This window comes from Nibrella viscosa (assembly GCF_039541875.1).
In the GTDB taxonomy this organism is placed as follows: domain Bacteria; phylum Bacteroidota; class Bacteroidia; order Cytophagales; family Spirosomataceae; genus Nibrella; species Nibrella viscosa.
The window spans coordinates 1-25,373 of sequence record NZ_BAABHB010000008.1; the positions used below are offsets into that span (position 1 = coordinate 1).

The window sequence follows — 25,373 nt, forward strand, 5'->3', positions numbered from 1 at the left end:
CGTTCGACTTGCATGTATTAGGCCTGCCGCTAGCGTTCATCCTGAGCCAGGATCAAACTCTCCATCGTAAATATATATCACAGTCTCACGACTGCTTGCCCCATAAGGGGCTGTCTTATTGCCTAAATTAGTGCTTATTGCTGATGTCAATACGTCAAAGAACTTCTTCCCTTTCGGGTCGGCGGCCAACCGTTGTTGGCCTGTTTCATTGAATTGGACTGCAAAGGTAGTAGGTTATTTTTCCTTTGTCAAGACCCGCTTCAAAAGTTTTTTGGTTTTTTATTCCGCCTGCATAAAAGGGTAACTTATCTGTTTCGGCGGCACAAAGGTTTCCTTGATTGTTCGTGGAGATACCCAACGCAGCAGGTTGAGCAACGAACCCGCCTTGTCGTTAGTTCCTGAACCTCGGGCACCACCAAATGGTTGCTGGCCCACTACGGCCCCGGTCGGCTTATCGTTAATATAGAAGTTACCGGCAGCGTGCCTTAATTGTGTGGTAGCCTTCTCGATTATTTCTCTGTCTTTAGCGAATATAGAACCCGTTAGCGCATACGGTGACGTTTGGTCTACCAGCTTTTTGATTTGCTCAAATTCCTCTGGTTGATAGACATACACAGACAGCACTGGTCCAAAGATTTCTTCACACATGGTGCGGTAGGCCGGATCATCTACGCGCAGAATTGTTGGTTCGACAAAGTAGCCTTTTGAGTCGTCGTAGCTGCCACCGGCAATTACCTCAACCCCTTCGCTGTTCTTAGCTTCTTCAATGTACTGAGCTATTTTATCAAATGAGCGCTTATCGATAACGGCATTGATGAAGTTGGTAAAGTTTTCCACCCCACCCATTTTGCAGGTAGCCAGTTCAGTAACAAGCCTTTCCTTGAGTTGCGGCCACATGGTTGTGGGCACGTATGCTCGTGATGCAGCCGAACATTTTTGTCCCTGGTACTCAAAAGCACCCCGAATCAGGGCTACCACAACCTCATCTATGTCGGCTGATTCATGCACAAGCACAAAGTCTTTACCGCCTGTTTCGCCAACAATACGTGGGTAAGAATGATACTTATGAATATTGCTGCCAATTATCTCCCAAATTGTCTGAAACACTTTGGTGCTGCCGGTGAAATGGATGCCGCCAAAGTCCTGATGATTAAAGATAATCTCGCCGGCTACGGGACCATCTACATAAATCAGATTAATAACACCCTTAGGGAGCCCAGCTTCCTGGAGTACTTCCATAATCACCTTTGCTGAATAGATTTGCTGATAAGCAGGCTTCCAGACGACGGTGTTCCCCATCATTGCTGGAGCCGATGGCAGATTCCCGGCAATAGCCGTGAAGTTGAAAGGTGTTAAGGCAAAAACAAATCCTTCGAGCGGGCGGTATTCCTGCCGGTTCCAGACACCTGGCGATGAGTTTGGCTGCTGCTGGTAAATCTGCGTCATGAAATAGACATTAAACCGCAGGAAATCTATTAGTTCGCAGGCAGAGTCAATTTCTGCCTGGTACGCATTTTTAGACTGGCCGAGCATTGTGGCTGCGTTTATTTTAGCCCGGTATGGTCCGGCAATCAAATCAGCTGCTTTCAGAAAAATGCTGGCCCGGTGCTCCCACGACATGGTTTCCCAGGCCTCCTTAGCCTGTAATGCGGCATCAATGGCCTGCTGAATGTGTTCTGCGTCGCCTTCGTGGAAATACCCCAAGGTGTGTTGATGGTCGTGTGGGGGAGCAATCCGGATGGTTTTTTCGGTCCTAACTTCCTCTCCATTTATGTACATGGGAATGTCCTCTTCTCTGGAGCGCATGTCGGTCAGTGTTTTTTTGAGGTTCTCCCGCTCCGGTGAGCCGGGTCGATACTCCTTGACAGGCTCATTGACCGGCGTCGGAACATTGTAAAATCCGTACGTCATAGCTGGTTTTTAGTTTTAACAAAAATACAGATTAGGCGATGTCTTCGTTCACTCTTTTCGCGAGTAGGATTACTTTTAACCCCATCAGCATTTATGTTTCAGCAGGTTTTGCCGTAATTTGCTTAACTTTTCCAACACTTGTCATGCGCTTTTACAGTACAAACAATCCGGATGTAACGGTTTCGGCAGAAGAAGCTCTTTTTCATAGTATGCCCGCTGATAATGGGCTCTATATGCCCGCTGTTGTTCCCTACCGGAATGCTTCTTTCGTCGATCATATCGCAGAAGGCTCTTTAGCGGACATAGCGTTTGAGATTAGCCGCCTGTATTTTGGTGATACGGTTCCTGACCATGCCCTGGCTGATTTAGTGCAGCAGGCTTTTCCGTTTGATACGCCGGTGTATGAGCTTGAAAAAGCACGGAAGTATGTGCTTGAGCTATTTCATGGGCCCTCTCTCGCCTTTAAAGACGTAGGTGCGCGGTATATGGCGGCTTTTATGTCGTACTTCTCGCAGAAAACGGATAAGGAAATCAACATTCTGGTAGCTACTTCCGGTGATACCGGTGGCGCTGTAGCGATGGGTTTTCACAATGTTGAAGGTGTGCGTGTCTCTATTCTGTATCCGAAGAACCGGGTGAGTGACCTACAGGAGAAACAGCTTACTACGCTTGGTGGAAATATTCAGGCGTTTGAGGTGGATGGCTCTTTTGACGATTGTCAGGCGATTGTGAAGACGGCTTTTCTGGATGAAGAGCTAAATAAAGTGCTGTCGCTCTCTTCAGCTAATTCCATCAACATTTTCCGGCTTATTCCGCAGAGTTTTTACTATTTCCGGGCGTATGGGCAACTTAAGCAGGTCGGTACTCCTATTGTGTTCTCTACACCGAGCGGCAATTTTGGTAATCTGAGTGCCGGCGTATTGGCGCAGCGTATGGGATTACCCATTCGGAAATTTGTGGCCGCTACCAACCTGAATAACGTGGTGCCGAATTTCCTGGTGTCGGGATTATATGAACCTAAAGAATCGGTTAGCACCATTTCAAATGCAATGGATGTGGGTAATCCGAGCAATTTTGTTCGACTCTGTCACCTTTACGGCAATGACCTGGATACGATCAAGCAGAATATTGACGGGTATTTCTATACAGACGACGAGACAAAAATGGCGATGCAACAGATTTATCAACAGTATAGCTATATGGCCTGCCCGCATACCGCTGTTGGTATTAAGGGGCTGGAGCATTATCTTGAAAACGACGGTCAGGCCTGTGGTGTTGCGTTAGCTACGGCCCATCCGTCCAAGTTCAAACCGTTGGTTGAATCGGTATTAGGCCGGCCGGTAGACGTACCGGAGCGATTAGCCCGTCTGGCCGAACGCACTAAACAGGCCGTAGCTATTCCGGCGAATTTCTTCGCGTTTAAGGAAAGCCTGCTACAAACGGTAGCTTAGTTGATAATGTCACCCCGGAGTATACGGAAACGTTTTCTGGCATCGGCCACATGAATACTCCCTGGATACTCCTGGAGTAATTTTTGGTAAAGGGCCATAGCCGCCGGTTTGTCTTTCTTGCGTTCTTCCATAATGGTGGCGTACAGGAAGAGTGCATCGTCGCCAAGAATGTCCTGCGAATAGCCTGCTATAATTTTTTTCAGGTCGTCAATGGCTTCGTCATAGCGGCCCTGCTTCAGGTACGTATTGGCGCGTAACCAGATGATTTCATCGACGAGGCTGTGGTCTTTATACGTCACCTGCATTTTGTTTAGCTCAGCAATGGCCTGGTCTGTTTTGTTCTGGAACAGCATCAGGTCTATTGCTGCGTATTCCCGCATGGCTGCTTCGGTACTATCCAATCCGGTGTTATCCACAATAAGAAGGCTGAGCGATTCGGCATCATTGGCAATTTCGCGGGAAGTAGCCATTTTCAGGATGTCCAGCAGTTCTTTGGCCAGGACGAACTCGCCTTTGTAGTAATGCAGCTTGGCATTTTTCAGTTTGGCCTCATATCCCAGCAGTTCTTCTTTCTGCGACTTTTCAACTTGTGAGTACAACAATGTTGACTCCCAGGGCTCGCCCATCAGCAGATAGATGTCGCCCTTATCGATTTTACACTTATCCACAAAGTTCTTATCAGCCCTGCCCATTTCAATAGCCGTATTCAGGGCAGTGAGGGCCGAATCTTTTTCGTCGAGGTAATAGGCGTACAGATTGGCGGTATTGCGCAGCGCTTCCAGCGTTCTTGGGTTCAGGCCGATCTCCCGCAGCATTTTCTGGTAATCCCCAATTAGCTTGTGAATTTCCGACTTATCCACAGGATATGTGTATTTAACCTGCTCTTCGCGGGCGTTGATAACCATCCGGCGGGCAATTGGGTAAAGCTGGCCTTGTGGATACGTAGTCACGATGTACTCAAATGCATCGGCGGCCGTTTTGTAGTCTTTGCTGTTGAGCGCCATCTGGCCGAGGTCGTACACCCGCGAACCGTTCATTTTCATCCGGCGGTCCATTGCTTTTTCCTGGACAAGGGCCCGGCTAAAGCGTTGCTTCTGGAGCAGGTACCAACTCAGCACTTCGTTGTAGGCAAGTACGTTCGGGTTCTTCTGGATTTTTTCGTACACAACTTTCTCCAGTAAGGCTTCATCTTTGGAGTTTACGACGCTTTGCAGGCTATTGTAAACCACCTCCTTCTTCTCCCCCTGCTGCAGTACATTCAGCATTTCCTCGATGTACTTTTCTGTTGAACCTGTACTTCGGTATAAGGCCGCTAACTCTTCGCTGTGGGCACTTTCTTCTTTTGACACCATTCTGGCCGTCTCGTATGATTTAATTGCCCAGCGGGGCTCATCTACCTCTTTAAGCACTTCACCCAGGCGGGCCAGTCGATCGCCCGAATTTTTGGCGTCGGCAAAGGCAGCCGCAAAGGCGCTGTAGCTTTTAGTAGTGTCGGGTTGGTCTTTCAGCAGATAGCCGGTCAGTACATCGTAGTACAGCTTGTTGTCCTCATCGGCCTTGCCTTGCTTTTTCAAAAATTTGAGCGCTTCGTCCGACTTGTTGACGCGCTTGAGGCTATTCACATACCGGAAGAGCGTTTGCCAGGCCGCCCCCTTCCTGATCTGTTTGCTATATTCCAGGGCAGCTTTCTCAAAGTCGCCGTTCTTGTAATACTCGCCCGCCAAATCATCGGCACTTTGCGCAAACACCGTTAGTGAGGTCACCAACAGCAACAGATATGTGAGTATCCCCTTATTCATTTTATAATAAACTATCTTTTTAAACAAAAGCTATTATAAACCATTACCACTGTGGAAATGTGCATACTATGGTTATCCACCGAAGTTAACATTTAATTGTGGATTAAGTTGCATGCTTATCAACAGTGCTACTTTAGTTATCCACATACAACAAGTTGTCTTATAGGTACTTAATAAATTGTCCACATTTTTCTACTTATTCAATGGTTGACATGTGGACGAAAATTATGCACCAACCAGATGGTTGGATAACCTGTTTATTGAACGTTCAGAAACTGGAGTTTATGCTTTTATCCACCGGATAAAAATGTGGATAAGTGAATATACTAACTTTCATGAACAATTGGTGGGGATAACTGCCGAATTTATGCACATAGAAATGGGATTTATCCACATGGTTGTACACACAAAATTTGGCTATTTTTTATTTTGAATTGACCTTTTCCGAATACTCCAGATCGAAGCCTTCCAGTTGGAAATCGGCTTTTGCCTGTATGATGGCGGGGTAATAAATAATTGGCTCGGCTTCCTGTTTCAGTTGGTAATTACCCGTATCCCACCGGCCGTTTTTATTGCGGTCGATAATAAGTCGCAGGCGGTAGCGTCCGGGTTTAACATTGCGGAAGGTATAGGCTTTGGTGTTTAATACTCGGCTTACCACCTTGCCGGCTTCATTGACCAGTTCTACAATATAATTCGGAGCATCGGTAATTATTTCTCCCCTCAACAGACCAAAATCTTCGGCATTGAGAATCCGGTACGTTAGGGTGGTCTTCTTCAACGAGTCCTCCAGGACACTCATGAATGCGCCATCGTTCAGGGTAATCCGGATGTCTTTGCGGGCTGAACTAGTAATGGGGTACGTGAGAATCGACCGGCCGTTGCTCCACTGAATTTTACTCTCGTCGAATGGTTCCGTATTAGTACTATCACTTAAAATGGTAATGAATTGTTTGTTGATGCGCCCTACGGGTTTGGTGAAGGTGAGTGTCCAGTCAAACGCCTTTTCGACGGCTTCATTTTGTGCCGGGTCGGGTGTTACGGTAAAGGGCTCCGGTCTATCCCGCCGGCTTTGCCCCCGGAAAGAAAGGGTTTGTTTCAGTTCCGTTGTAGTACCTATTGAGTCGGTCACCGTAATAATGACCGGAATCGTATCTGGGGTAGCGCGGTTACGAAAGAATTTTAGCTGATTCGCTGAGGCCAGTGAAGATGGAATACTGTCTTCTTTCCGGCGGAAGGTTGCCTGATAGTTCTCGATACCTTTGTCCAGGGTTACGCCATAACTGTCCTGGCGGGATTCGGTCCGGCTGATTTTAGCGGGTGCGGTATTTTGGGAAAATAATTGCAGTTCGATACCGCTGATGTTGCCGGTGAGATTAATACTATCCTTTAAGAAGCCGATACGTTCGGTTTGCTGATTAAACAGAAAGTTGTTGTTGGCATCGTTGAACGCTAGTATCTCATAACCGCCGGCTCTAATATTCTCCATCGCAAAGTTTCCGCTGGTGTCGGTTTTGCTGTAGTAGATGGGTTTTTCTTTTGTGGCATTCAGCGTATCCCGTCGGGCATACAGACCTACCAGTGCATCGGCTACCGCATTTCCGGTTTTCAGGTCGGTTACTTTGCCACTTATGCTGAGGGAGTCGAGTTGACTGCCGGTACTGAAAACCAGTTTCAGATTGGTGGCCGGGTTCCGTTCCGTAGCGTCTTTAATCGCATCAGTGAAGCTTACCGTGTACGTTGTATTCTCCTTAAAGGGTTCATTAAACTTCAGGTAAACGCTCGTGGGCCGAATTTTGTAATTAAATGTATTGCCTGTGCCTGGCGTGACAATAACCTTTTGCGGCAGGTTTTCTACCGAAATGTATTCATTAAAGAAGAGTTCAATTTCCCTTCCTTTGAAATTTATCTGTTTATTAGTAGGGGTACTTTTTAGCAAAACAGGCGCCAGTGAGTCTTTCTTTCCTCCGGGTGGTTGCGCCACCTGCGCACACTGGTTGAAGAGAATGGGAAGGGTAATCAGAAACAAAAAATACCAGATTGAGCCGTTACAAAAACTCAGCCGGGAAGTGTTACTGGCGTTGGAAGACATAGGTTAAGCTTGAGTAGTTACCGGTGCGACGGGCGTTCAGATTGGATTTTAAACCGTTGATGACACTCTCGGCGTAATTGATTTTCCCATCCCGATATTTGGTGCTGAGCATGGAAATATAAAACGAGTCGAACAGCATAGGCTTGCGACCCACTTCTTTGAAGCCATTTTTCTCGACTAGCTTCCGCAGTGTAGCTGGGGAGAAGTGATACAGATGGCGCGGAACATCATAAGCGGCCCACCACTTTTTGTAGTACCCGGCATCCCAGGATTCAGCATTGGGTACGGCAATAATGAGGAATCCACCCGGCCGCAGCAGGGTATGGATCTGCTTCAACGATTCGTTTACCATCGGCACATGTTCCAGCACATGCCACATGGTAATCACATCAAAAGGCTGCCGGACTTCTATCTGATGAACATTCTCTTTGATGTGTTTTTGCAATCGCTTTTCCGCAATGATCTGGGCATCCTGGTCAGGCTCTACCCCGCTTACCTCCCACCCCGCTGCCTGGCACTGCTCCAGAAAACTGCCGGTTCCACACCCGACATCGAGTATGGAACCTTGGCCTTTGTTAACTCCTTTAATCAATTTTACCTTCTGCTGAAGCGTGTAGGTCCGGACAGTGCGGTACATCCGGTCGATTAGTCCGGCGCTACCGTCGGTGTGCGAGATGTAGTCCTGCGACTTGTAGTAGTGTCCGATGGAGCCAATATCCGGCCGTGGATTGGTCAGCAACAGATTACACGTGCTGCACTGCTGAATTTGGAATGGCTGGTTACTCACCAGGTAATCCTGACAGGTAAGGTAATCGGTGAAGGCGTGGTCTCCACAGGCCGGACACTCAGTAACGGTTTCGAGGCTCATTGATTAGCGGCCTAAGTAAACTAACAATACAGAAATATCGGAGGGACTAACCCCACTAATGCGGGTAGCTTGTCCGATGGTACCGGGCCGTTGCTTTTTCAGCTTCTCCCGTCCTTCGTGAGACAATGCCTTCAGGCGGTCGTAATCAAAAGCTGGGTTGATCTCCAGTCCCTCCCACCGCGATAGTTTATCGGCATTGATGCGTTCCCGATTCAGGTAGTCCTCGTATTTTATTTCTATAACGGCCTGTTCAAGGGCTTCGGTATCCAACGCCGGCAGGTCAGGTATAAAATTCAGGAGCGTTGGCGCTTCTTCCAAGCCAATTTCCGGGCGCTTCAAGAGTGAGAGCAAGGTGCTTTTTTCCCGTAACAGCGCACTTCCTTTTTCCTCCAGCCAGGTATTGATATCCTCTGGTTTTACTTTAGTTTCTTTTAGGTCTGCCAACAATCGGGCTGTATTTTCTTTCTTCTGTCGCAGCTTTGTTATCCGCTCTTCTGTAGCCAACCCAATCTTGTAGCCTCGTTCGGTCAGCCGAATATCGGCGTTGTCCTGACGAAGCAGTGTGCGGTATTCGGCGCGGGAGGTAAACATCCGATAGGGCTCCTCTGTGCCTTTTGTGGTTAGGTCGTCGATAAGAACTCCAATGTATCCTTCGGAGCGTTTAATAATAAACTCCTCTTTTTCGTAGACGTTGTTGTGGGCGTTTATACCGGCAATCAGTCCCTGGCAGGCGGCCTCCTCATATCCGGTTGTCCCATTGATTTGCCCGGCAAAGAAGAGATTAGTGACGAGTTGGGTTTCCAGCGTGAGCTTTAATTGTGTCGGCGGGAAGAAATCGTACTCCACTGCATAACCAGGACGGAACATCTTTGCGTTTTCAAAGCCCCGAATTTTGGTCAAAGCCCGATACTGAACATCTTCCGGCAACGAAGTTGAAAAGCCATTGACATACACCTCTACGGTCTCCCACCCCTCCGGTTCCACGAAAATCTGGTGACGGTCTTTGTCGGCGAAGCGGTTTATCTTATCCTCAATAGACGGGCAGTAGCGTGGACCTAAGCCTTTGATGCGGCCGGTGAACATGGGCGATTTTTCGAACCCTTCCCGTAAAACCTCATGTACGTTTTCGCTGGTATAGGTAATCCAGCAGCTACGTTGTTTGTCGAGTGGCTTTGTATCGAGGTACGAGAACTTGCCAGGATTTTCGTCGCCGGGCTGTTCTTCCATCACGCCGTAGTTTAAGCTGCGCCCGTCGATGCGGGGTGGAGTTCCGGTTTTCATCCGGCCAGACTCGAAGCCTAAGCTGAGGAGTTGTTCGGTTAATCCGGTAGCAGATCGTTCGGCGGTGCGTCCCCCACCGAATACTTTTTCGCCGATAAAGATTTTGCCGTTTAGGAACGTGCCGTTGGTAAGGACAACCGCTTTGGCTTCGATTTCCATACCCATAGCTGTTCTGACGCCACGCACGCGGCCATCTTTCACGATGACTTCGCTTACGGTATCTTGCCAGAAATCTACGTTGGATATTTGTTCGAGAGTGTTGCGCCATTCCTGCGCAAAAAGCATGCGGTCACTTTGGCAGCGGGGACTCCACATGGCGGGTCCTTTGGAGCGGTTGAGCATGCGGAACTGGATCATGCTCTTGTCGCTGATGATACCGGACTGTCCGCCCAGGGCATCAATCTCTCTTACTATTTGTCCTTTGGCTACGCCCCCCATCGCCGGGTTGCAGGACATTTGCGCGATGGTTTGCATATTCATAGTAATGAGAAGGACCCGTGATCCCATGTTGGCTGCGGCTGCTGCCGCTTCACAACCGGCGTGTCCTGCTCCTACTACAATTACATCGTATGCTGCAAACATTTTTGACGATTTTTGAAAAATGTTTCACGTGGAAACTTTTACAAAAATGTCAAAAAAGGAGAAAAGGTTCGTGAAGTTCTGTTAAATAAACTAAAACAAACCAGCCCATTAGCGTGTCACTTTTTGTAGGTACTTATTTGCTTCTTTCTTGTAATACTGATTGAAAGACGGATTCACTGTTCGCAACACTTCCGTTTGCTTCGACTGCTGTGGAACAAGGCTGTCCAGGTAAGAAGGATTACTGCGCTGCTGGCTCTTGGCAGCTTCAGCCTGCCGCTTAGGATCCTCTTCCTGTTGTTTAATCGCTTTCTCAGATTCCAGCAGACGAATCATAATCTCGCTCTGCCGATTCATGGTGTTCTGGTTAATGCGCTTATTCACCAAATCGGTTTCGGTTTCGTCCATCTTCTCCTGAAGCTCCTTCAACTGATTACCTAACTGCTTACCGAGTTCAGTGCCCTTGCTTTGCTCTTCAATTTCTTTCAGCATTTTACGAATCATGGCCTGCTCAGCCGCTAGACGTGAGAGTTCTTCTGACATACCGCGTCCACCTTTACCGCTCTGTTGCAACTGCTTCATGCGCTCGTTCAGCTCCTTTTGCATCTGGCCCATGCTCATCGATGGCTGCTGTCCTTTCTTATTGCCTTTGCTCTTACCCGGCATAGCCATTGAGTTCATTTGCGCCTGCATATTCTTCAGAACATCACTAAGCATCAGCGAAAGGTTGTTAATGGATGTCATTGCAAACTGCTGCTTACCGGTAGCCGGACCAAACCGACGTTCCTTCAACTGCTGAACGCTTTGGTCCATATAGTACTTCATATCCGTTAGTTCGCGGGTAACGAAGGACTGAATTTGAGGGACTCGGCCGGCTAAGGCAGTCAGGCTATCTTCAATAATTTTCGCGTCATCCTGAAGTTTAAGCTGCTCCTGCGATAACTTCGTAACACGAGGGTCCTGTGAATTAATACCCCGGAAATCTTTCATCACTTTCTCCTGCGAGAACGAAAGCGAAATCAGATTTTCCAGTAGCGCCCGCAGGTCATCAATGTTTTCCTGAAGTTCCTGCGCTTCGGCATTTGCCATAGATTCGGCCAGTTGCTGACTCATCTTCTTCATCGATTTCGCCGTTTTACTCTGCGATTCCGACGCCTTATTGTTCTGTTTTTGGTTCAGATTCTTTTGCGATTCTTTCATCTGCTCCTGAATCTCCTTCTGGGTATCCTCCTGTGTATCCGGCTTAGTCAGATCTTCTTTCTCCGCATTCTGTTCCAGTTCTTTCAACTGCTCAGCCGTTTTATTGAATTCCTCCGCGGCTTTTTCCTGCTGATTCTTCAGGTCTTCCTGCTTCTTATTATCTTCAGCGTTCTTGTTCTGCTCCGCTTCTTTTGCCAGTTGCTCCTGCTTCTCGGCCTGTTTTTCCAGGTTCTCGGCGATGTTGTTCAGCTTCTGCTCCATCTGAAGCTGCTTAAACATTTTCAGAGCCCGCTCCAGATCTTTCTCAAAATTGCGCTCTTTGCGACTTAGGCGGTCCAGCAATTCAGAAGCTTTTTCGTCCTGTTTCTTCTCCAGCAGGGACTTCAATTCTTCATAAAGCTTCTTCGATTCCGGGTCGAGCAACTCATTAAAAAGCTTCTGAAGCTGCTGTATTTTCTCCTGAATTTTGTTATTTTCGGAGAAGCGGTTCTGGATGTCGTTTGTCTGTTTGAACTGCTCCTGCAACTGCTGAATCTGCTGGATTAATTCCTCGCGCTTTTTCAGTACATCGGCTAGTTGCTTCTTGTCCTGGAAGTCGGTGCTCTTCTTGGTGCGCAGACGCTCTTCAATGCTATTCAGATCCTTCTTGATGCCCTGGGTTTTGTTCAGCGCATTCTCCATCTGCTGCTCTGCCTTCTGTGCCGATTGATCAATCTGCTTCTGTACCTCCTCGGGAGAGGGAACAGTGAAGTTCAACTGGGCCGTACGGGTAGACTTAGGGCCGTTAATGCCGTCATTATCCCAAACCTGCAGATAGTACTCCACACGGTCGTTTACCTGGAGCTTCAGGCTATCAAGAGCCCAGCCAAAGGAGTAATTCTGTGATAACGAGCTACGGTTGATTGGGATATCGCGGGTGATAGTGTTAGGTTTTTCTTTCCCCTCCCGTGTTACATTAGCTACCAGTCGCAGGCGGGTAAAGCCATAATCGTCGTTGATGGATCCTCCCAGCACAATATAGTTGTATGTGACGGTATCCTGCTTTTTCTCTACCGTTATCTGCGGGTAGCGGTCGGGAATGACCTGAATGTTATACCGCAAATTCGAGTTGTTGCTAGCAAACTTGTTCGCTAAATCAACTGAGTAGTTGATGTTCTGATTGATTTGACGGGTCAGAGAGAAGGCATTATCTTCTATCTTCCGAGCCACACCTACCGCGTTGCCGGGATGGAAACGGAGCAGCAACGAATCGGTATGGTCGGCGGTGAAGTTCCACGTGACAATTGTGCCCTGCGGGACAAGCAGATTACCCACGTTAGACAATTGTTCGGCCGGTTTATTGAGGTAAGCCGGATAAGTGAGCTTCACATCAAAGGAGAGCACAGAAGGTCGATCAATTAAGCCAATGGTGTATTTGGTTGATTTGTAACCCGATGCCTCCAATGAAAAATCAATATCGCGCTGAACGTTATCAAATGTATAGGAGAAGTTATTTCCTTTAGTATTCTCCAGCTTAAAGCGGGTACCGTCAACTACCAAATAGACCGTTTGCGGAACAGCATTGCCGGTTAATTGGACATCCAACTTAAAATCTTCATTTCGGTAGGCCTGAAGCTTGTCATTATTCACGACAAACTGGAAAGGGGCTTCCTCTACAAACTCCCGGTCGTATTGAACAATGCGGGCCGATGAGTTAGTAAAAAAGGATGGATTGAATAACAAAATAAATAAAATCAGCGCCATCGGTAACATCACGAACTTCAGAAAGCGCCGGTTTTTACTGAGCTCAATGGCGTTGGCAAACCGGTTGATGAGCAACTGCTGCGATCGCTGATTCAAGCTGGCGGTGAGCAGTTCGCCCTCATACGCAGTCATGTGTTTTAGCTGGAGCGTGTTAACCAGCTTATCCCCTACTTCCGGAAAAAAGCCTCCAATCTGCCGGGCGGCTTCTTCGTCCGACAGCGGCCTCCGCAAGCCATAAAGGCTCATTACCGGCTGCACAAGCCAGTAATAAGCTCCTCCGGCAATGAAAAGCAGGAAGCCGAAAAAGAAAGTTGCCCGCACGGGCGTGCTAAAGCGGCCGAAAAACTCAGCCGTGTTGATGAGCAGATAAAGCGAAAAAACCAGGGCCAGAAACATCAGGCTACCTTTGACCAATTGGTTCAGAAAGTAGCGCTTCTTATACTCCTCTATCCGCTGCAGGAGCGTAACGTACGAGTTGGTAGCTTCCATGATATGAGTATGGGATGTGTATTGGTAAAAGAGACAGATGTGGATAGCTTACTGAATTTGCTAGGATGCAAAATATTTAATCACATATGCCTTCAGCATATCTTCCTGAGCCAGCAAATCGGCATGGGGTACAGGACGCACTAATTGCCACTGCGGCCAGCCGTCGGGGTCGGTGCCGACCTGCTGGTAATATCCTCCGAGACTTAAAACCTTACAGACGGCAATGTGCATTAAATCCTGCTTTTGCTCCTTTGTAAAGTGACGAGGGCCTTTGCCCAGTTCCTGAACGCCGATGAGAAACAGAACCCCGTTTAGATCAGCCGGCCGTTTACCAACGATTCGCTGAATATGATCTAACAGTTGTTCCCATTCTTTCTCTATATTTACCTTCTCTTCCTGCTCCATTCGCACCAATCCAAATTATAGCTAAGTTACACTATTTAAGTCAATAACGATGGAGACCCTGCTACAGTTTATGAAGAGGGCGTGGAATAATTTCGTAGACCTCCTTTATCCTGTTTCCTGCCTCGGCTGTGGCGACAACCTGACCCCAAACGAGGAAGTTTTGTGCGTGCAGTGCCGGGTAAAATTGCCGGTTACCGACCTGTCAAAGACAAGAAATTCAGGGGTAGCGTTGCAATTTGCTGGAAAAGTGCCGCTCGATTTTGCCTACTCGTACCTGACTTTTTCCAAAAAAGGAATCGTTCAGCGGTTGATTCACCAGATCAAATACAAAGGGCGCAAAGAAGCCGGCGCGGTATTGGGCCGCTGGTTTGGCTATGAGCTAAAGGAAAAATGTGAAGAAATAGCGGAGGCAAACCTGCTCATTGGCGTGCCGCTGCACCCGGTCAGAAGACGCCAACGTGGTTTTAACCAGAGCGAATGGATTGCCAACGGTCTATCGGAAGCACTACAGATTCCGGTGAATACGACCGCCTTAAAGCGAACCCGATTTGAAGCCTCGCAAACCAAAAAAGGCAAGGGAGCCCGCTGGGAGAACGTACACGATGTGTTTGCTGTAGCCGATGCAGAAGCAATCCGGGGCAGGCGGGTTGTGCTGGTTGATGATGTTTTAACCACCGGCGCTACGCTGGAAGCCTGCGCTACGCAATTGCTGAATGCCGGTTGTGCGTCAGTAGGGATATTAACACTAGCGGCCGCCCGGTAAATCCGAACGGCCGCTGTATGCGTAAGCCTCTTAGTATTTCTTACCGATTCCGGCCACCGGCAATCATGGCGCACCGGAAACCGATGGTAGCTGTTGCTGAATCCTGATCCAGGAAACGACGCGTTCCCGGCGACAGCCAGTAGGCTACATCAGCCCATGAACCGCCTTTGTAGACACGAAGCTTATCGTCGATAACTGAGTTATTGCCTTTCTTATCGTAGTTCTTTGCTTCGTCCATATAACCGTTCCGACGGATCGGGTTCAGGTCGCTCACATCCATGTGTGACAGCGGACGATATACGTCATAGACCCATTCGTTTACGTTACCGGCCATGTTGTACAGACCGAAGTCGTTTGGCGGATATTCGTAGATTTCGGCGGTGATAATGGCTTTGTCATTAGCCCGGCCGGCAATACCGGCATAGTCACCACGACCACGCTTAAAGTTAGCCAGCATTTGGCCCTGTTTACGACCTTTCTTTGGATTCCGAACAGAAGAACCATCCCACGGATAAATTCGCTGGTTGGCCTGGTTTTCGTCCAGATATTGGGTTCCAATCAGCGCTTTAGCGGCATATTCCCACTCAGCTTCGGTCGGAAGGCGATAGTCGGGCAGAATAAGGCCACTTTCAAGGCCTAATTTCTGAGAAGGAGCCGCCGTTTCAGCAGTAGCAACGGCATTCCCTTCGGCCTGCTTCGATTTACGCTTCAGCGAAAATCCTTTCTTTTTACTACCCGAAGTGCCCTTTTTCGCCAAATCAGCGTTAATGGCATTTGTCCGCCAAACAGCGTAATCATTTGCCTGTACCCAGGAAACACCAACAACCGGATAGTAGCGGAAAGCCGGATAACGCAGGTATTGCGTCACGTACGAATCGTTAAACGAAAGTGGATTAGCCCAAACGGTCGTGTCGGGAAGCGCTGCTTTTACAAACTCTTCGGAAGAATCACGCGTGATCGCGTTTAGGTATTCCAGATAGTGAATGTTCGCGATTTCAGTTTCATCCATATAAAACGACTGGATGCTGACGGTACGCTCGCGGTTATCGCGGGAGTTAACCACATCTTCTTCCAAAGAGCCCATCGTGAAGCGTCCACCCTCAATAAAAACGAGGTTCGGACCTACCGGCTGCCCGTTAAATTTGGAAACCTGAAAGCCATCCTTTTCATTGTAGGCGATACCAGTTGCCGTACTCTTCTTACCAGGCTTCACACTGGTCGGGTGCTTTGATTTACAGGCAGCAAGCGCTACAACTGCCAAAAGCACATAAGCCATCTGTTGCAGGTGATACTTCTTGATCATTGCTTTTTGTGTACAAAAAATTCCAAGGTAGTAAAGTTAGCTGAAGTCCGTCAGTTTACCCAAAATTCCGCTCAGTTCATCAACAGCATAAATGTCGGAGTGGGTAAATACCAAACGGCTTTTCGTCTCTTTTAGTGAACATTTAGCCGGATGTTTTTTGATATAGTCGATTAACCGGCCAAATAGTTCTGATTTAAAGAACGCATCGCTCTCCGAAGAAACGAAGGTTCCTTTCATTATATTATTTTTGAGCGTCAGTTTTTCGAAGTGTAACTGCTCTGCTTTCCAGCGCACATTCACCATTTTTATCAGGTTTTCGACCTCCTCCGGCATCGGCCCGAACCGGTCGATAATTTCCTGCCTGAACTGCTCCAACTCAGTTGTCGTCTGAATATTATCTAAACGAGTATAAAGCGAGAGTCGTTCAGAAATATTGGCAACGTACTTTTCCGGTATTACTACATTCAGGTCAGTTTCGATTACCGTATCGGGCAGCGCAGGTTTCAGGTCTTCAGCTTTAGGCGAAAAAATATCCTTGAACTCGTTTTCGCGTAGCTCCTGAACGGCTTCGTCCAGAATCTTGTGGTACATTTCGTAGCCTAAATCATTGACAAACCCGCTCTGTTCAGCCCCCAACAGGTTACCAGCCCCCCGGATATCTAAATCCCGCATGGCAATTTTGAATCCTTCGCCCAGGTCGGAGAAATCCTCCAGGGTTTGCAGGCGTTTCCGGGAGTCGGAGCTGAGCGAAGAGGCTGGTGGGGTCAGCAGATAACAAAATGCTTTTTTATTAGAGCGCCCTACCCTGCCCCGCATCTGATGCAGATCGGAAAGTCCGAAATTCTGCGCCTGATTGATGATAATAGTGTTGGCATTGGGTATATCCAGACCCGATTCGATAATGTTCGTTGATACCAATACGTCGTACTCGCCTTCAATAAACAGGGTCATAACTTTCTCCAGCTTATCTCCCTCCATTTGACCATGCGCCACAGCTACGCGAGAGTCGGGAACGAGCCGTTTCACAATGTTGGCTATCGATTCAATATCGCTGATGCGGTTATGAACAAAGAAAACCTGACCGCCCCTGCGCAGCTCATAACTGATGGCGTCCCGCACAACGGCTTCATTGAACACATGTACTTCCGTGGTCACCGGTTGGCGGTTGGGCGGTGGGGTGGCAATAACCGACAGGTCACGGGCCCCCATCAGGGAGAAGTGCAGCGTACGCGGAATAGGCGTTGCTGTTAAGGTGAGTACATCCACCTCCACGCGCATTTCTTTGAGCCGGTCTTTGGTTTTTACGCCAAACTTCTGCTCTTCGTCGATAATCAGCAGACCGAGATCTTTAAACTTTACATCTTTGTTGACAATGCGGTGCGTGCCAATCAGGACGTTGATTTCGCCGGTCGATACCTTCCGTAGGATCTCTTTTATCTGCGTAGGTGTCCGGAAGCGGCTGATATAGTCAATCGTCACCGGAAAATCGGCCATGCGTTCGCTGAATGTTTTAAAATGCTGCATGGCCAGAATGGTGGTTGGTACCAGCACCGCTACCTGTTTGTTGTCGGTAACGGCTTTGAAAGCCGCCCGTATAGCCACTTCCGTTTTGCCAAAGCCCACGTCTCCGCAAACGAGCCGGTCCATCGGGTGCGGCTGCTCCATATCGTCTTTGACGTCGTTGGTAGCTTTAGCCTGATCGGGTGTATCCTCGTAAAGAAATGAGGATTCCAGTTCGGCCTGCAGGAAGCTATCGCGGGAGTAGGCAAAGCCAGGTGCCTGCCGCCGTTTAGAATACAGGGCGATCAGCTCTTTGGCTATGTCTTTAACCTGCTTTTTGACGCGTGATTTTTTGAGTTCCCACTCTTGCGAACCTAATTTGCTCATCATCGGCGGACCGCCTTCTCGTCCGCTGTATTTAGCGATCTTGTGCAAACTGTGGATGCTTACCAACAGAATATCGTTATCGCGGTAGATGAGCCGTATGGCCTCTTGTTCGCGGCCGCCAACGTCTACCTTCTCCATACCGGCAAACCGGCCGATGCCATGGTCGACGTGGGTGACATAATCGCCCGGCTGAAGCGTCTTCAGTTCGCGTAAGGTCAGCGCCTTTGATTTACTAAACTTGTCACGGATACGGTATTTAAAGTATTTATCAAATATCTGATGGTCGGTGTAGCAGGCAATCTTGAGCGTATCATCAATAAAGCCTTCCCGAAGGCCGATTTGCACCGTCTGAAACTTAACAAACGGGTCAATTTCCTCAAAAATGGTGCGCAGCCGCTCAAGCTGCTTGAAAGATTCGGCGGAAATAATATTAGTAAATCCCTTCGTTTGATTATCCGTCAGGGTATCAGCTAAGCGCTTAAAATCTTTATTAAAGGAAGGTTGCGGCTTGGATGAGTACGTGAGCCGGTTCTCGGTTTTGAAGTAGAACTTCCGCCCGAATTCAATGGAAGGCAGAGCTTTTACCTGATTTAAAAACGCCCGGCGGGTCTCAAACAGGTCCTCCGGGTTAAACACGACTTGTATGCCCCCGCTCCCTTCGAGCACTGCCGCCAGGCTCTTTTCGGCCCGTTCGAAGCTGTTCTCAATAATTTCGAGTGTAAACTCAATATCCTTATACCAAACGCAGGCGTCTTTGGGAAGAAATTCGAGGAACGGCTCTCGGGTTTCCTGAATCAGTTTGGTCTGAATATTCGGAATAATGTTGATAAAATCTACCTGGTCTGTAGATAACTGAGACTCCGGATTAAAGGCCCGGATGCTTTCTACCTCATCACCGAACAATTCGATGCGGTATGGGAATTCGCTGGCAAACGAGAATACATCAATAATACCCCCGCGAATCGAAAATTGGCCGGCTTCGTAGACAAAATCCGTTTTCTCAAACTCATAGGTTTGCAGCAGTTCCGAGACAAAGTTGGAGTCGACACGTTCACCTACCCGTACGGTAAAGGTATTGGCCTGTAGAGATCGTTTGTTTATTACTTTTTCGGATAGTGCCTCGGGATAGGTAACGACCAGCGTACCTTCTTTAAGCGGAGGACTTAGTTTATTCAGTACCTCAGCCCGCATCAGTACGTTGGCGTTCTCTACTTCTTCGTACTGATAAGGCTTTTTATACGACATAGGAAACAGGAGTACCTCTTGTTCCAGAATGTTCTGGAGATCGTTGAAGAAATAAGCGGCTTCGTCTTTATCGGTCATCACAAACAAGTGGGTACCCCCTACCTGCCGGTAAATAGCCGAGGCTAGCATGGCATCCAGACTGCCGGCAACGCCTTTAAACTGTAGCCGCAAAGGCTCCTTACCCCGCTGCCTGAGGGGCTCCGCCAGCGATCTGACGAAACTATCCTCCGTATATAATTGTAAAAACTCCTGAATTTTCAAAGTATAACAGGTTGTGACTATTCATGCAAAAAGCCGCAAAGAGAGAAAGTCTCAGCGGCACCTATGGAGAAACTGACTATATCTTTTTTTGTTCCTAACAGTGTTAGATTATTACAATGTTCTATCAGCCTGCCGAATCTGCATCCCTGGAAATAAACGCAAAGCCAATTTCCTCCTGTTTCAGCAAGTCACGCAGCCGTGGACTGTCCTCAAAGATAAATACTAACTCCTTGGCAAACACCTCTTCATCCTCGTCCAGCCATTTCCAGTCCTCGGCCGTCGCATCCAGCATATGAAGCAGGTTGCTAAGCTTTTCCGGATTGCGTTCCTGGCTGATAAAATCTTCGGTATGGCAAAAATAGAGGGCCAGTTTATGATCATCAATCCACTCCAGGTCATTGAGCAGTTCGTCGAGGGAGTCAAGATTAAACCCGAAATAGTCGGGAAATTCCAGCACCTCAGCAATATGCTCGTAAAACTGGCGAAGCGTCTTCGACTTCTGACCTTCTATTTTAACAATGGCAAAGTCAGGAAACTTTTTCAGGTCCTCTGCTGACGTTGCAACATAGATATTGACGCTCATTTTACTTCGACAAAGCTGTTATAGTGGTCACGCGTATACCAGGCCCGGCCGTCGGAGCCCGTCACCAGCCGCTCGGCACCCCGGTTGCGTCCCTGCACTTTCGGGTTTACATCCCACTCCTGGTACTCAATTCGTCGGCCGGATACATCCTGGCGTGGCAGGTGATTTTCAAAATTACCAAATCGGCGGCCACCGATATAGCCTTCAGGGGCTCGGTTGTTGGTCCGCACATAGCGAAGCACTTCATACACCTTCGCCGGAACGGTAGTTTGAGCCTGCTGACGGTTATTTTGTTCCCGACGCGTCTGTTTCTGGCGGTCGCGCTGCTGTTTCCGGCCGGAATTATTGTGTTGTTCAGTACGGTAGGCAGATGCATGCCCGGTCGTTTGCGACTGACACTGGCCAAAGACGAGCAGTTGCGTAATTACTAAGGCATATTGCAGCCAACGGCTAATACCAGCCCGGTTCATAGAAACAGAGGAACAAATTTTTACAAAAGTTGGCAGTACTGGCCGCAAAAACATCAATTTAACGAAAAAAGTGGGATGCGGGCTGCAATTACGTTGTTAAACAACAGCTCGGAAACAGCCGGTTCCATATAACCGATGAGCGGGAATTCGGAAATAATTTCCAGAACTTCAAACTCCGTATCGGCTTTTACCACACACCATAGCTTTTGCCGGTCCATAGAGAGCGCATAGGACATAATTTTTCCGTCTTCCATCAGCTCGTTAACCTTCAGGCGCTGCTGAGGAATCTTCATTATGAACTCTTCCGGCATCTCGTGCGGAAGGTCAAATTCTACCATGAACTGACTCATAAGCATACAATGGGTGTTTAGTTTATAACGGGCGAACCAGCAATCAATGTATTAACAATTTTTAGTTCATCTTCGTTAATTGAGTGCGGATAATTTGGGTAGAGCTTCGCCGTTACGTTCGCTTCCATCTGCCGGAACACACCTTCCGACTCCAGCACCCGCTGCTTTGGAATATGCGGGTCAATATCGCTGCAACCCAGAAAAACCGGAGCGCTTTCAAACGAACCTTCATACAGGCGCGAAGTACCTTCGGGGCCAATCAGGCCGCCACTCAAACCAAAAACGCCACCGTACGGCATGGCATTGCGGACCACAAACTCCAGCATCAGACAGGCACCCTGCGAGAAGCCCAGCCAATAAATCTGCGGAGCCTTAAAATTATAATCCGACTGCATTCGGGCGCGTACGCTGGTCAGCACCTGTAGCGCCGACGACAAATAGGGCTCATTCTCCTCCATCGGCCGCAGAAACGAGTACGGGTACCAGGTATTCTGGTTCGCCTGCGGAGCTACAAAAGCAAATGCCGGGTCCTGGATATGCTCGGCCAGGGACAGAATATCAGGGGCGCTGCCTCCCCGGCCATGCACCATAATCATAACCTTATTGGCTTTTTCCAGCGGCTTTCCGGCCGTAAACAGATTATTTGGGTTGTGAATCATAAATATGCGGTTTCACGGACGTGCGATGTTAGACTTTAGACGTTGGAAAATGTATTACGGATAACCGAGTTAACGACTTTCTGTTGTAACCTCCTATTCTCTTATGCTAGTTATTGGATAATTTCAGGTAAGGAACGAAAAGTGCTGCCAACTAAGATGTAGGAGAATTATGCTTTATCCTGCTCCGATAGGCTGCCCTAGCCGTTTCTGACCGTTTTCTAAGGTTGGAATTCGCCATACCGGTTTCTGTCAATTGGGCAAGCGTAAAAATAGGTTGAATTGTGAAGCCAAAGCGGTTATTCAGCGTCAATACATAGATAAGCTAACCAGCATTAGGCTTTTCGTCAATACCAGCTTCGGCCATTAACTCGCGACCGAACGTGCGAATTACCTCAATAATTGGAATAACCCGCCGGCCTTTGTCGGTAATGCTATACTCTACATGTGGTGGTACCACCGGGTACACTTTTCGGCTAACAAAGCCTTGCTTTTCCAATTCGCGAAGCTGGGTGGTCAGCATCTTATGACTGATGTGCGGGAGGAATTTCTTTAACTCGCTGTAGCGCATTACCTGTTTGTTCAATCGCCAGAGTATAGGCATTTTCCAGGTTCCGCCGATATGATCCATAGCCAGTTCGACAGGATTATAGTATAGCTTTCCGTTGTAGATAAAATCAGGCATAGTTTAACGTGCTGATAGTCAGATACTCTCTAAAAGTAGAGTATTATACTTCGTTGTACATATATTTACAAAGATACTAATACACCTTAGCTTAGCACAAGCATATAAGACAATTACCAACCAACGTATAACGCTTGTGATCATGAGCCTAAAAGATCCTAATGTAGTTAGTCCTAAGCACCCGAAGCGCGTTGCCATTGTTATATCTAACCCCGCCGTATCAACCACGACCGGCTGGCCGGTTGGTTTCTGGTGGAGCGAATTGACCCACCCATATTACGAATTTATCGAAAAAGGCTATGAAGTCGAGGTGTTTAGCCCGAACGGCGGTAAGTGCGAACCCGATGCCATGAGTGACCCAAACGACGTCAGTGGCTATTCGTCAACTGACCTGATTTCACAGGGCTTTATTCACACCGAAAACCTTCGGGCGCTGGTTAATGCTACCAAACGGATTTCTGAACTGGAGGTTGATAAATTTGATGCAATAGTTGTTGCGGGCGGCCAAGCACCCATGTTTACTTTCGAAAACGCGACTGATTTACAAAAGAAGTTTGTCGAGTTCTACGAAGCTGGTAAGGTTACGTCGGCCCTCTGCCACGGCACGGCCATTCTGCGCTATGCCAAGCTCTCTAATGGCGAGTACCTGGCGAAAGGGAAAACCGTAACTGGTTTTGCAAATGTAGAAGAAGATTTTGCCGATAACGCCGTTTGGGAATACGGTCTGCTTGCACGCGATAAACACGTGATGCCTTGGCGAATTGAGGATGAACTGAAAAAATTAGGTGCCAACTACGTGCAGGTTGGATTATGGCGGGGCTTTGCCATCCGCGATGGTAACCTCATTACCGGCCAGCAAAACTTCTCCGGGGCTGAAACAGCTAAAGCCATCATTGACGCACTGGGTGAATAAATCGACTCAACCTAACTGTTTGTTGGGTAAGTACATAAAGCACTGGCTCTGCCTAACTGTATTATGCCTGAGTGGAAGCAGGGCGAAAGCGCAGCTAAATGAAAGTGATACGACGCTGTTGCAGGTACGAATCGCACTGACCGGCAATTACCAGACCGGTAACGTAGAGATAATAAACCTGCGCGGTCGGCTGGATTTTACCGCTTCGTCCGGTCAGAACTGGGTGTTTAAGTCCCAAAATGCAAGTTTATATCAGGAATTTTACTCCGTCCGGGCAGATAATGATTTGTTCAGCCGTAACTATGTATACTTTCGACCGCACGGGCAGGTGTATCCATTCGCCATTGCATACATAAGCAAAAACTATCGGCGGCAGATCGACTTTAGCTACTTTGCCGGAGGGGGTCTTACCGTGCAGCTTTGGCGTACCCGTCAGAATGTAATCAAACTGTCGGCTGGCGGGGTATACGAAAGCACTCGCTTTATGGGGTCTACCTTTAATAGCGAGCGCTACAACGGTTCACAAACAATGGTGCTGGGGCGAGTCACTACCTGGCTGGGTGGCTGGCATTATCTGCTTGATAATCGCCTGCGTCTCTACTACGATGCTTTCTGGCAACCGGCTTTCTCAGACGCTACCAATTACCGCTGGCAGTTCGATGTGGGCGTCGATTTTCCGATCTGGCGAGGGCTTAATCTTAACGTAGCTTATACGTACACGCATGAGAACATTGTCATCCTTAAAGTTCGCCGGGACGACAAGCTGTTGACTGTGGGGCTATCGTATAACCTCCGTAAAAACCGTGTTCACTGATTGAGGACTAATTCTGCAAACTTTATGAAAATGAACACCCAGTTTCTGTTTATCCTTCTGGCCGTGCTGGCCGGAGCCATGATTCCATTTCAGAGTGCCATGAATACACAATTAGGCAAGAGTTTGCAAAGTCCTTATTATTCGGCTTTAACCGTATTTGTAGTAGCGGGTATCGGTCTGACGCTTTACAATCTGGTGAGTCGGCAGGCACTGCCGGGTAGTAATCAGTTTGCCAATGCCCCCCAGTGGAGCTACCTGGGAGGCATTCTGGGTGGGACTTACATTTTGCTGATCGTGATCTGTGCTCCTAAACTCGGCATTGGCAACGTAACGCTAATGGTATTACTGGGGCAGGTAATCGCCGCTCTCCTGATTGATCAGTTCGGGTTGCTTAACTCCCCGGTTCATACCATTAGCTGGCAGCGAGTGGTGGGTGTTCTACTTGTCATCCTGGGGGTGTATATAGTTCGACGGTTTTAACCCAATACCAAAATCAATCCGAGGTGCGATAATGGTAACGTCATCGGCATTGGTAATTACCGGAGACTTAGTCCAATGCGTTGCCCAGGCTCGTTATTTTGGGTAATGCTGATTCGATTTGTGACCGACGAGGCTCGTACCACTCCGGTAACTTCAACTCCTGGCCTAAAGTTGCCAGCGGTTCGTCAATGGCGAAGCCTGGCGGGTTGGTAGCAACTTCAAACAGAATACCGCCCGGCTCCCGGAAATAAATGCTGTGAAAATAATTGCGGTCCAGCACCGGCGTCGGGCTGAAACCGGCTTCGCGCAGGTTCTCCTGAATGGTTAGCTGGGTCTCATCGTTGTCGGTGGCGAAGGCAATATGGTGGACTGAGCCGGCGCCCTGCAACGCTCTAACATCGTTAGGCGCGTGCTGAACGTCGATGTAGGTGCCCGGACCGCCGTTGCCGGCCACAAAGCGGAAACGATCGGCTTCTTCGGCAACGAGCCGGTGCTGCATAGTTTCGGTCAGCAATGCTATTGTTTTATCAACGCGGAATTCATTCAGTGTAGCACTGTGGAAGCCTTTCACGGCATACTCCACGGGGATTTTACCATTTTCCCAGCCGGGGCGCTTGTCTTCATTGTTCGCTACCAGTTCAACCCCCATGCCGTCGTAGTCTTCAAAGCGGAGGTAGGTTTCGTTGAAGCGCTTATTCGGACCGGCATAGGGGATATTGTACTCCGCCAGCCGGTCCATCCAGTAGCTAAGTGAGGCTGTTGGCACTGAAAAGGCAGTGTAAGTCAACTGTCCCCCACCCTTTCGGCCACGTGGAATGTCACCGTAGGGAAAAAAGGTTATAATAGATCCGGGGGTGCCGGTTTCGTCACCGTAGTAAAAATGGTACACGTCCGGCGCGTCGAAATTGATCGTTTTTTTGACCATGCGCAGCCCTAATACACCAGTGTAGAAGTCGACATTGCGCTGAGCATCACCGGCTAAGGCGGTGACATGGTGGATACCATTGATTAGTGTGTTCATGGCTTCTGTAAGCTAAATTTCAAGATTATTGTTCAAACGCAGAAATTATATGCTGCTGTATTTAATGTATATACAATTAATTTTGATAAAAAGTTTAAAAAGCTTGCGTTTAAAAGTAACGGAG

General features: G+C 48.2%; 20 protein-coding genes and 1 rRNA gene. 5 read left to right on the forward strand and 16 right to left on the reverse strand.

Annotation, left to right across the window (positions count from 1 at the left end; genetic code table 11):
- Both ABD931_RS18320 and pruA read right to left on the reverse strand, forming a co-directional pair.
- Positions 1–68 (reverse strand): 16S ribosomal RNA (locus tag ABD931_RS18320); the annotation flags it as partial.
- A 211-nt stretch (positions 69–279) separates the two neighbouring features.
- Positions 280–1,911: an L-glutamate gamma-semialdehyde dehydrogenase gene (gene pruA / locus ABD931_RS18325; protein ID WP_345269324.1), complete on the reverse strand. Its 1,632-nt coding sequence runs from the start codon at positions 1,909–1,911 to the stop codon at positions 280–282.
- Positions 1,912–2,054: 143 nt separating this feature from the next.
- Here pruA and thrC point away from each other — a divergent pair, with 143 nt between their 5' ends.
- Positions 2,055–3,362 carry a threonine synthase gene (thrC, locus tag ABD931_RS18330; protein WP_345269325.1) on the forward strand — a complete coding sequence of 436 codons (1,308 nt, stop codon included), beginning with the start codon at positions 2,055–2,057 and terminating at the stop codon, positions 3,360–3,362.
- On the opposite strand, the gene ABD931_RS18335 is transcribed toward thrC, so the two are convergent.
- From ABD931_RS18335 to ABD931_RS18360, 6 genes are all read right to left on the reverse strand, one after another.
- Entirely contained in the window at positions 3,359–5,161 is a 1,803-nt protein-coding gene (locus ABD931_RS18335; protein WP_345269326.1) for a tetratricopeptide repeat protein, read from the reverse strand. The genes thrC and ABD931_RS18335 overlap by 4 nt on opposite strands.
- Before the next feature lie 424 nt (positions 5,162–5,585).
- Positions 5,586–7,253 (reverse strand): Ig-like domain-containing domain, encoded by a 1,668-nt coding sequence (locus tag ABD931_RS18340; protein WP_345269327.1) that lies wholly within the window; start codon positions 7,251–7,253, stop codon positions 5,586–5,588.
- Complete coding sequence (locus ABD931_RS18345; RefSeq protein WP_345269328.1) at positions 7,234–8,121, reverse strand: class I SAM-dependent methyltransferase; 888 nt, start codon at positions 8,119–8,121, stop codon at positions 7,234–7,236. Before ABD931_RS18345 ends, ABD931_RS18340 begins: the two co-directional genes overlap by 20 nt.
- 3 nt (positions 8,122–8,124) lie before the next feature.
- Positions 8,125–9,984, reverse strand: coding sequence for a tRNA uridine-5-carboxymethylaminomethyl(34) synthesis enzyme MnmG (gene mnmG / locus ABD931_RS18350; RefSeq protein WP_345269329.1), 1,860 nt, complete (start codon positions 9,982–9,984; stop codon positions 8,125–8,127).
- 108 nt (positions 9,985–10,092) lie between these two features.
- Positions 10,093–13,413: a DUF4175 family protein gene (locus tag ABD931_RS18355; protein WP_345269330.1), complete on the reverse strand. Its 3,321-nt coding sequence runs from the start codon at positions 13,411–13,413 to the stop codon at positions 10,093–10,095.
- A 60-nt stretch (positions 13,414–13,473) separates the two neighbouring features.
- A complete protein-coding gene (locus ABD931_RS18360) occupies positions 13,474–13,818 on the reverse strand; it encodes a hypothetical protein (RefSeq protein WP_345269331.1) in 345 nt (114 codons plus the stop codon).
- 49 nt (positions 13,819–13,867) lie between these two features.
- Between ABD931_RS18360 and ABD931_RS18365 the strand changes: the two genes are divergently transcribed.
- Entirely contained in the window at positions 13,868–14,581 is a 714-nt protein-coding gene (locus ABD931_RS18365) for a ComF family protein (RefSeq protein ID WP_345269333.1), read from the forward strand.
- 40 nt (positions 14,582–14,621) lie between these two features.
- Here the strand turns inward: ABD931_RS18365 and ABD931_RS18370 are convergent, their stop codons facing one another.
- From ABD931_RS18370 to ABD931_RS18400, 7 genes are all read right to left on the reverse strand, one after another.
- Entirely contained in the window at positions 14,622–15,884 is a 1,263-nt protein-coding gene (locus ABD931_RS18370) for an SUMF1/EgtB/PvdO family nonheme iron enzyme (protein WP_345269334.1), read from the reverse strand.
- A 36-nt stretch (positions 15,885–15,920) separates the two neighbouring features.
- Positions 15,921–19,277 carry a transcription-repair coupling factor gene (mfd, locus tag ABD931_RS18375; protein ID WP_345269335.1) on the reverse strand — a complete coding sequence of 1,119 codons (3,357 nt, stop codon included), beginning with the start codon at positions 19,275–19,277 and terminating at the stop codon, positions 15,921–15,923.
- A gap of 124 nt (positions 19,278–19,401) precedes the next feature.
- Positions 19,402–19,860 (reverse strand): barstar family protein, encoded by a 459-nt coding sequence (locus ABD931_RS18380; RefSeq protein ID WP_345269336.1) that lies wholly within the window; start codon positions 19,858–19,860, stop codon positions 19,402–19,404.
- Positions 19,857–20,330: a guanyl-specific ribonuclease gene (locus ABD931_RS18385; protein WP_345269337.1), complete on the reverse strand. Its 474-nt coding sequence runs from the start codon at positions 20,328–20,330 to the stop codon at positions 19,857–19,859. Before ABD931_RS18385 ends, ABD931_RS18380 begins: the two co-directional genes overlap by 4 nt.
- 53 nt (positions 20,331–20,383) lie before the next feature.
- Positions 20,384–20,680 carry a muconolactone Delta-isomerase family protein gene (locus ABD931_RS18390; RefSeq protein ID WP_345269338.1) on the reverse strand — a complete coding sequence of 99 codons (297 nt, stop codon included), beginning with the start codon at positions 20,678–20,680 and terminating at the stop codon, positions 20,384–20,386.
- 17 nt (positions 20,681–20,697) lie between these two features.
- Positions 20,698–21,339 carry an alpha/beta hydrolase gene (locus ABD931_RS18395; protein ID WP_345269339.1) on the reverse strand — a complete coding sequence of 214 codons (642 nt, stop codon included), beginning with the start codon at positions 21,337–21,339 and terminating at the stop codon, positions 20,698–20,700.
- Between the two features lie 322 nt (positions 21,340–21,661).
- Positions 21,662–22,021 carry a winged helix-turn-helix transcriptional regulator gene (locus ABD931_RS18400; protein ID WP_345269340.1) on the reverse strand — a complete coding sequence of 120 codons (360 nt, stop codon included), beginning with the start codon at positions 22,019–22,021 and terminating at the stop codon, positions 21,662–21,664.
- Between the two features lie 142 nt (positions 22,022–22,163).
- Here ABD931_RS18400 and ABD931_RS18405 point away from each other — a divergent pair, with 142 nt between their 5' ends.
- From ABD931_RS18405 to ABD931_RS18415, 3 genes are all read left to right on the forward strand, one after another.
- A complete protein-coding gene (locus ABD931_RS18405) occupies positions 22,164–22,934 on the forward strand; it encodes a type 1 glutamine amidotransferase domain-containing protein (RefSeq protein ID WP_345269341.1) in 771 nt (256 codons plus the stop codon).
- Between the two features lie 118 nt (positions 22,935–23,052).
- Positions 23,053–23,748, forward strand: coding sequence for a DUF481 domain-containing protein (locus ABD931_RS18410; RefSeq protein ID WP_345269342.1), 696 nt, complete (start codon positions 23,053–23,055; stop codon positions 23,746–23,748).
- A 24-nt stretch (positions 23,749–23,772) separates the two neighbouring features.
- On the forward strand, positions 23,773–24,228 hold the full coding sequence (locus ABD931_RS18415; RefSeq protein ID WP_345269344.1) for a DMT family transporter: 456 nt from the start codon (positions 23,773–23,775) through the stop codon (positions 24,226–24,228).
- Positions 24,229–24,295: 67 nt separating this feature from the next.
- On the opposite strand, the gene ABD931_RS18420 is transcribed toward ABD931_RS18415, so the two are convergent.
- Positions 24,296–25,249: a ring-cleaving dioxygenase gene (locus tag ABD931_RS18420; RefSeq protein WP_345269345.1), complete on the reverse strand. Its 954-nt coding sequence runs from the start codon at positions 25,247–25,249 to the stop codon at positions 24,296–24,298.
- Positions 25,250–25,373 lie beyond the last annotated feature (124 nt).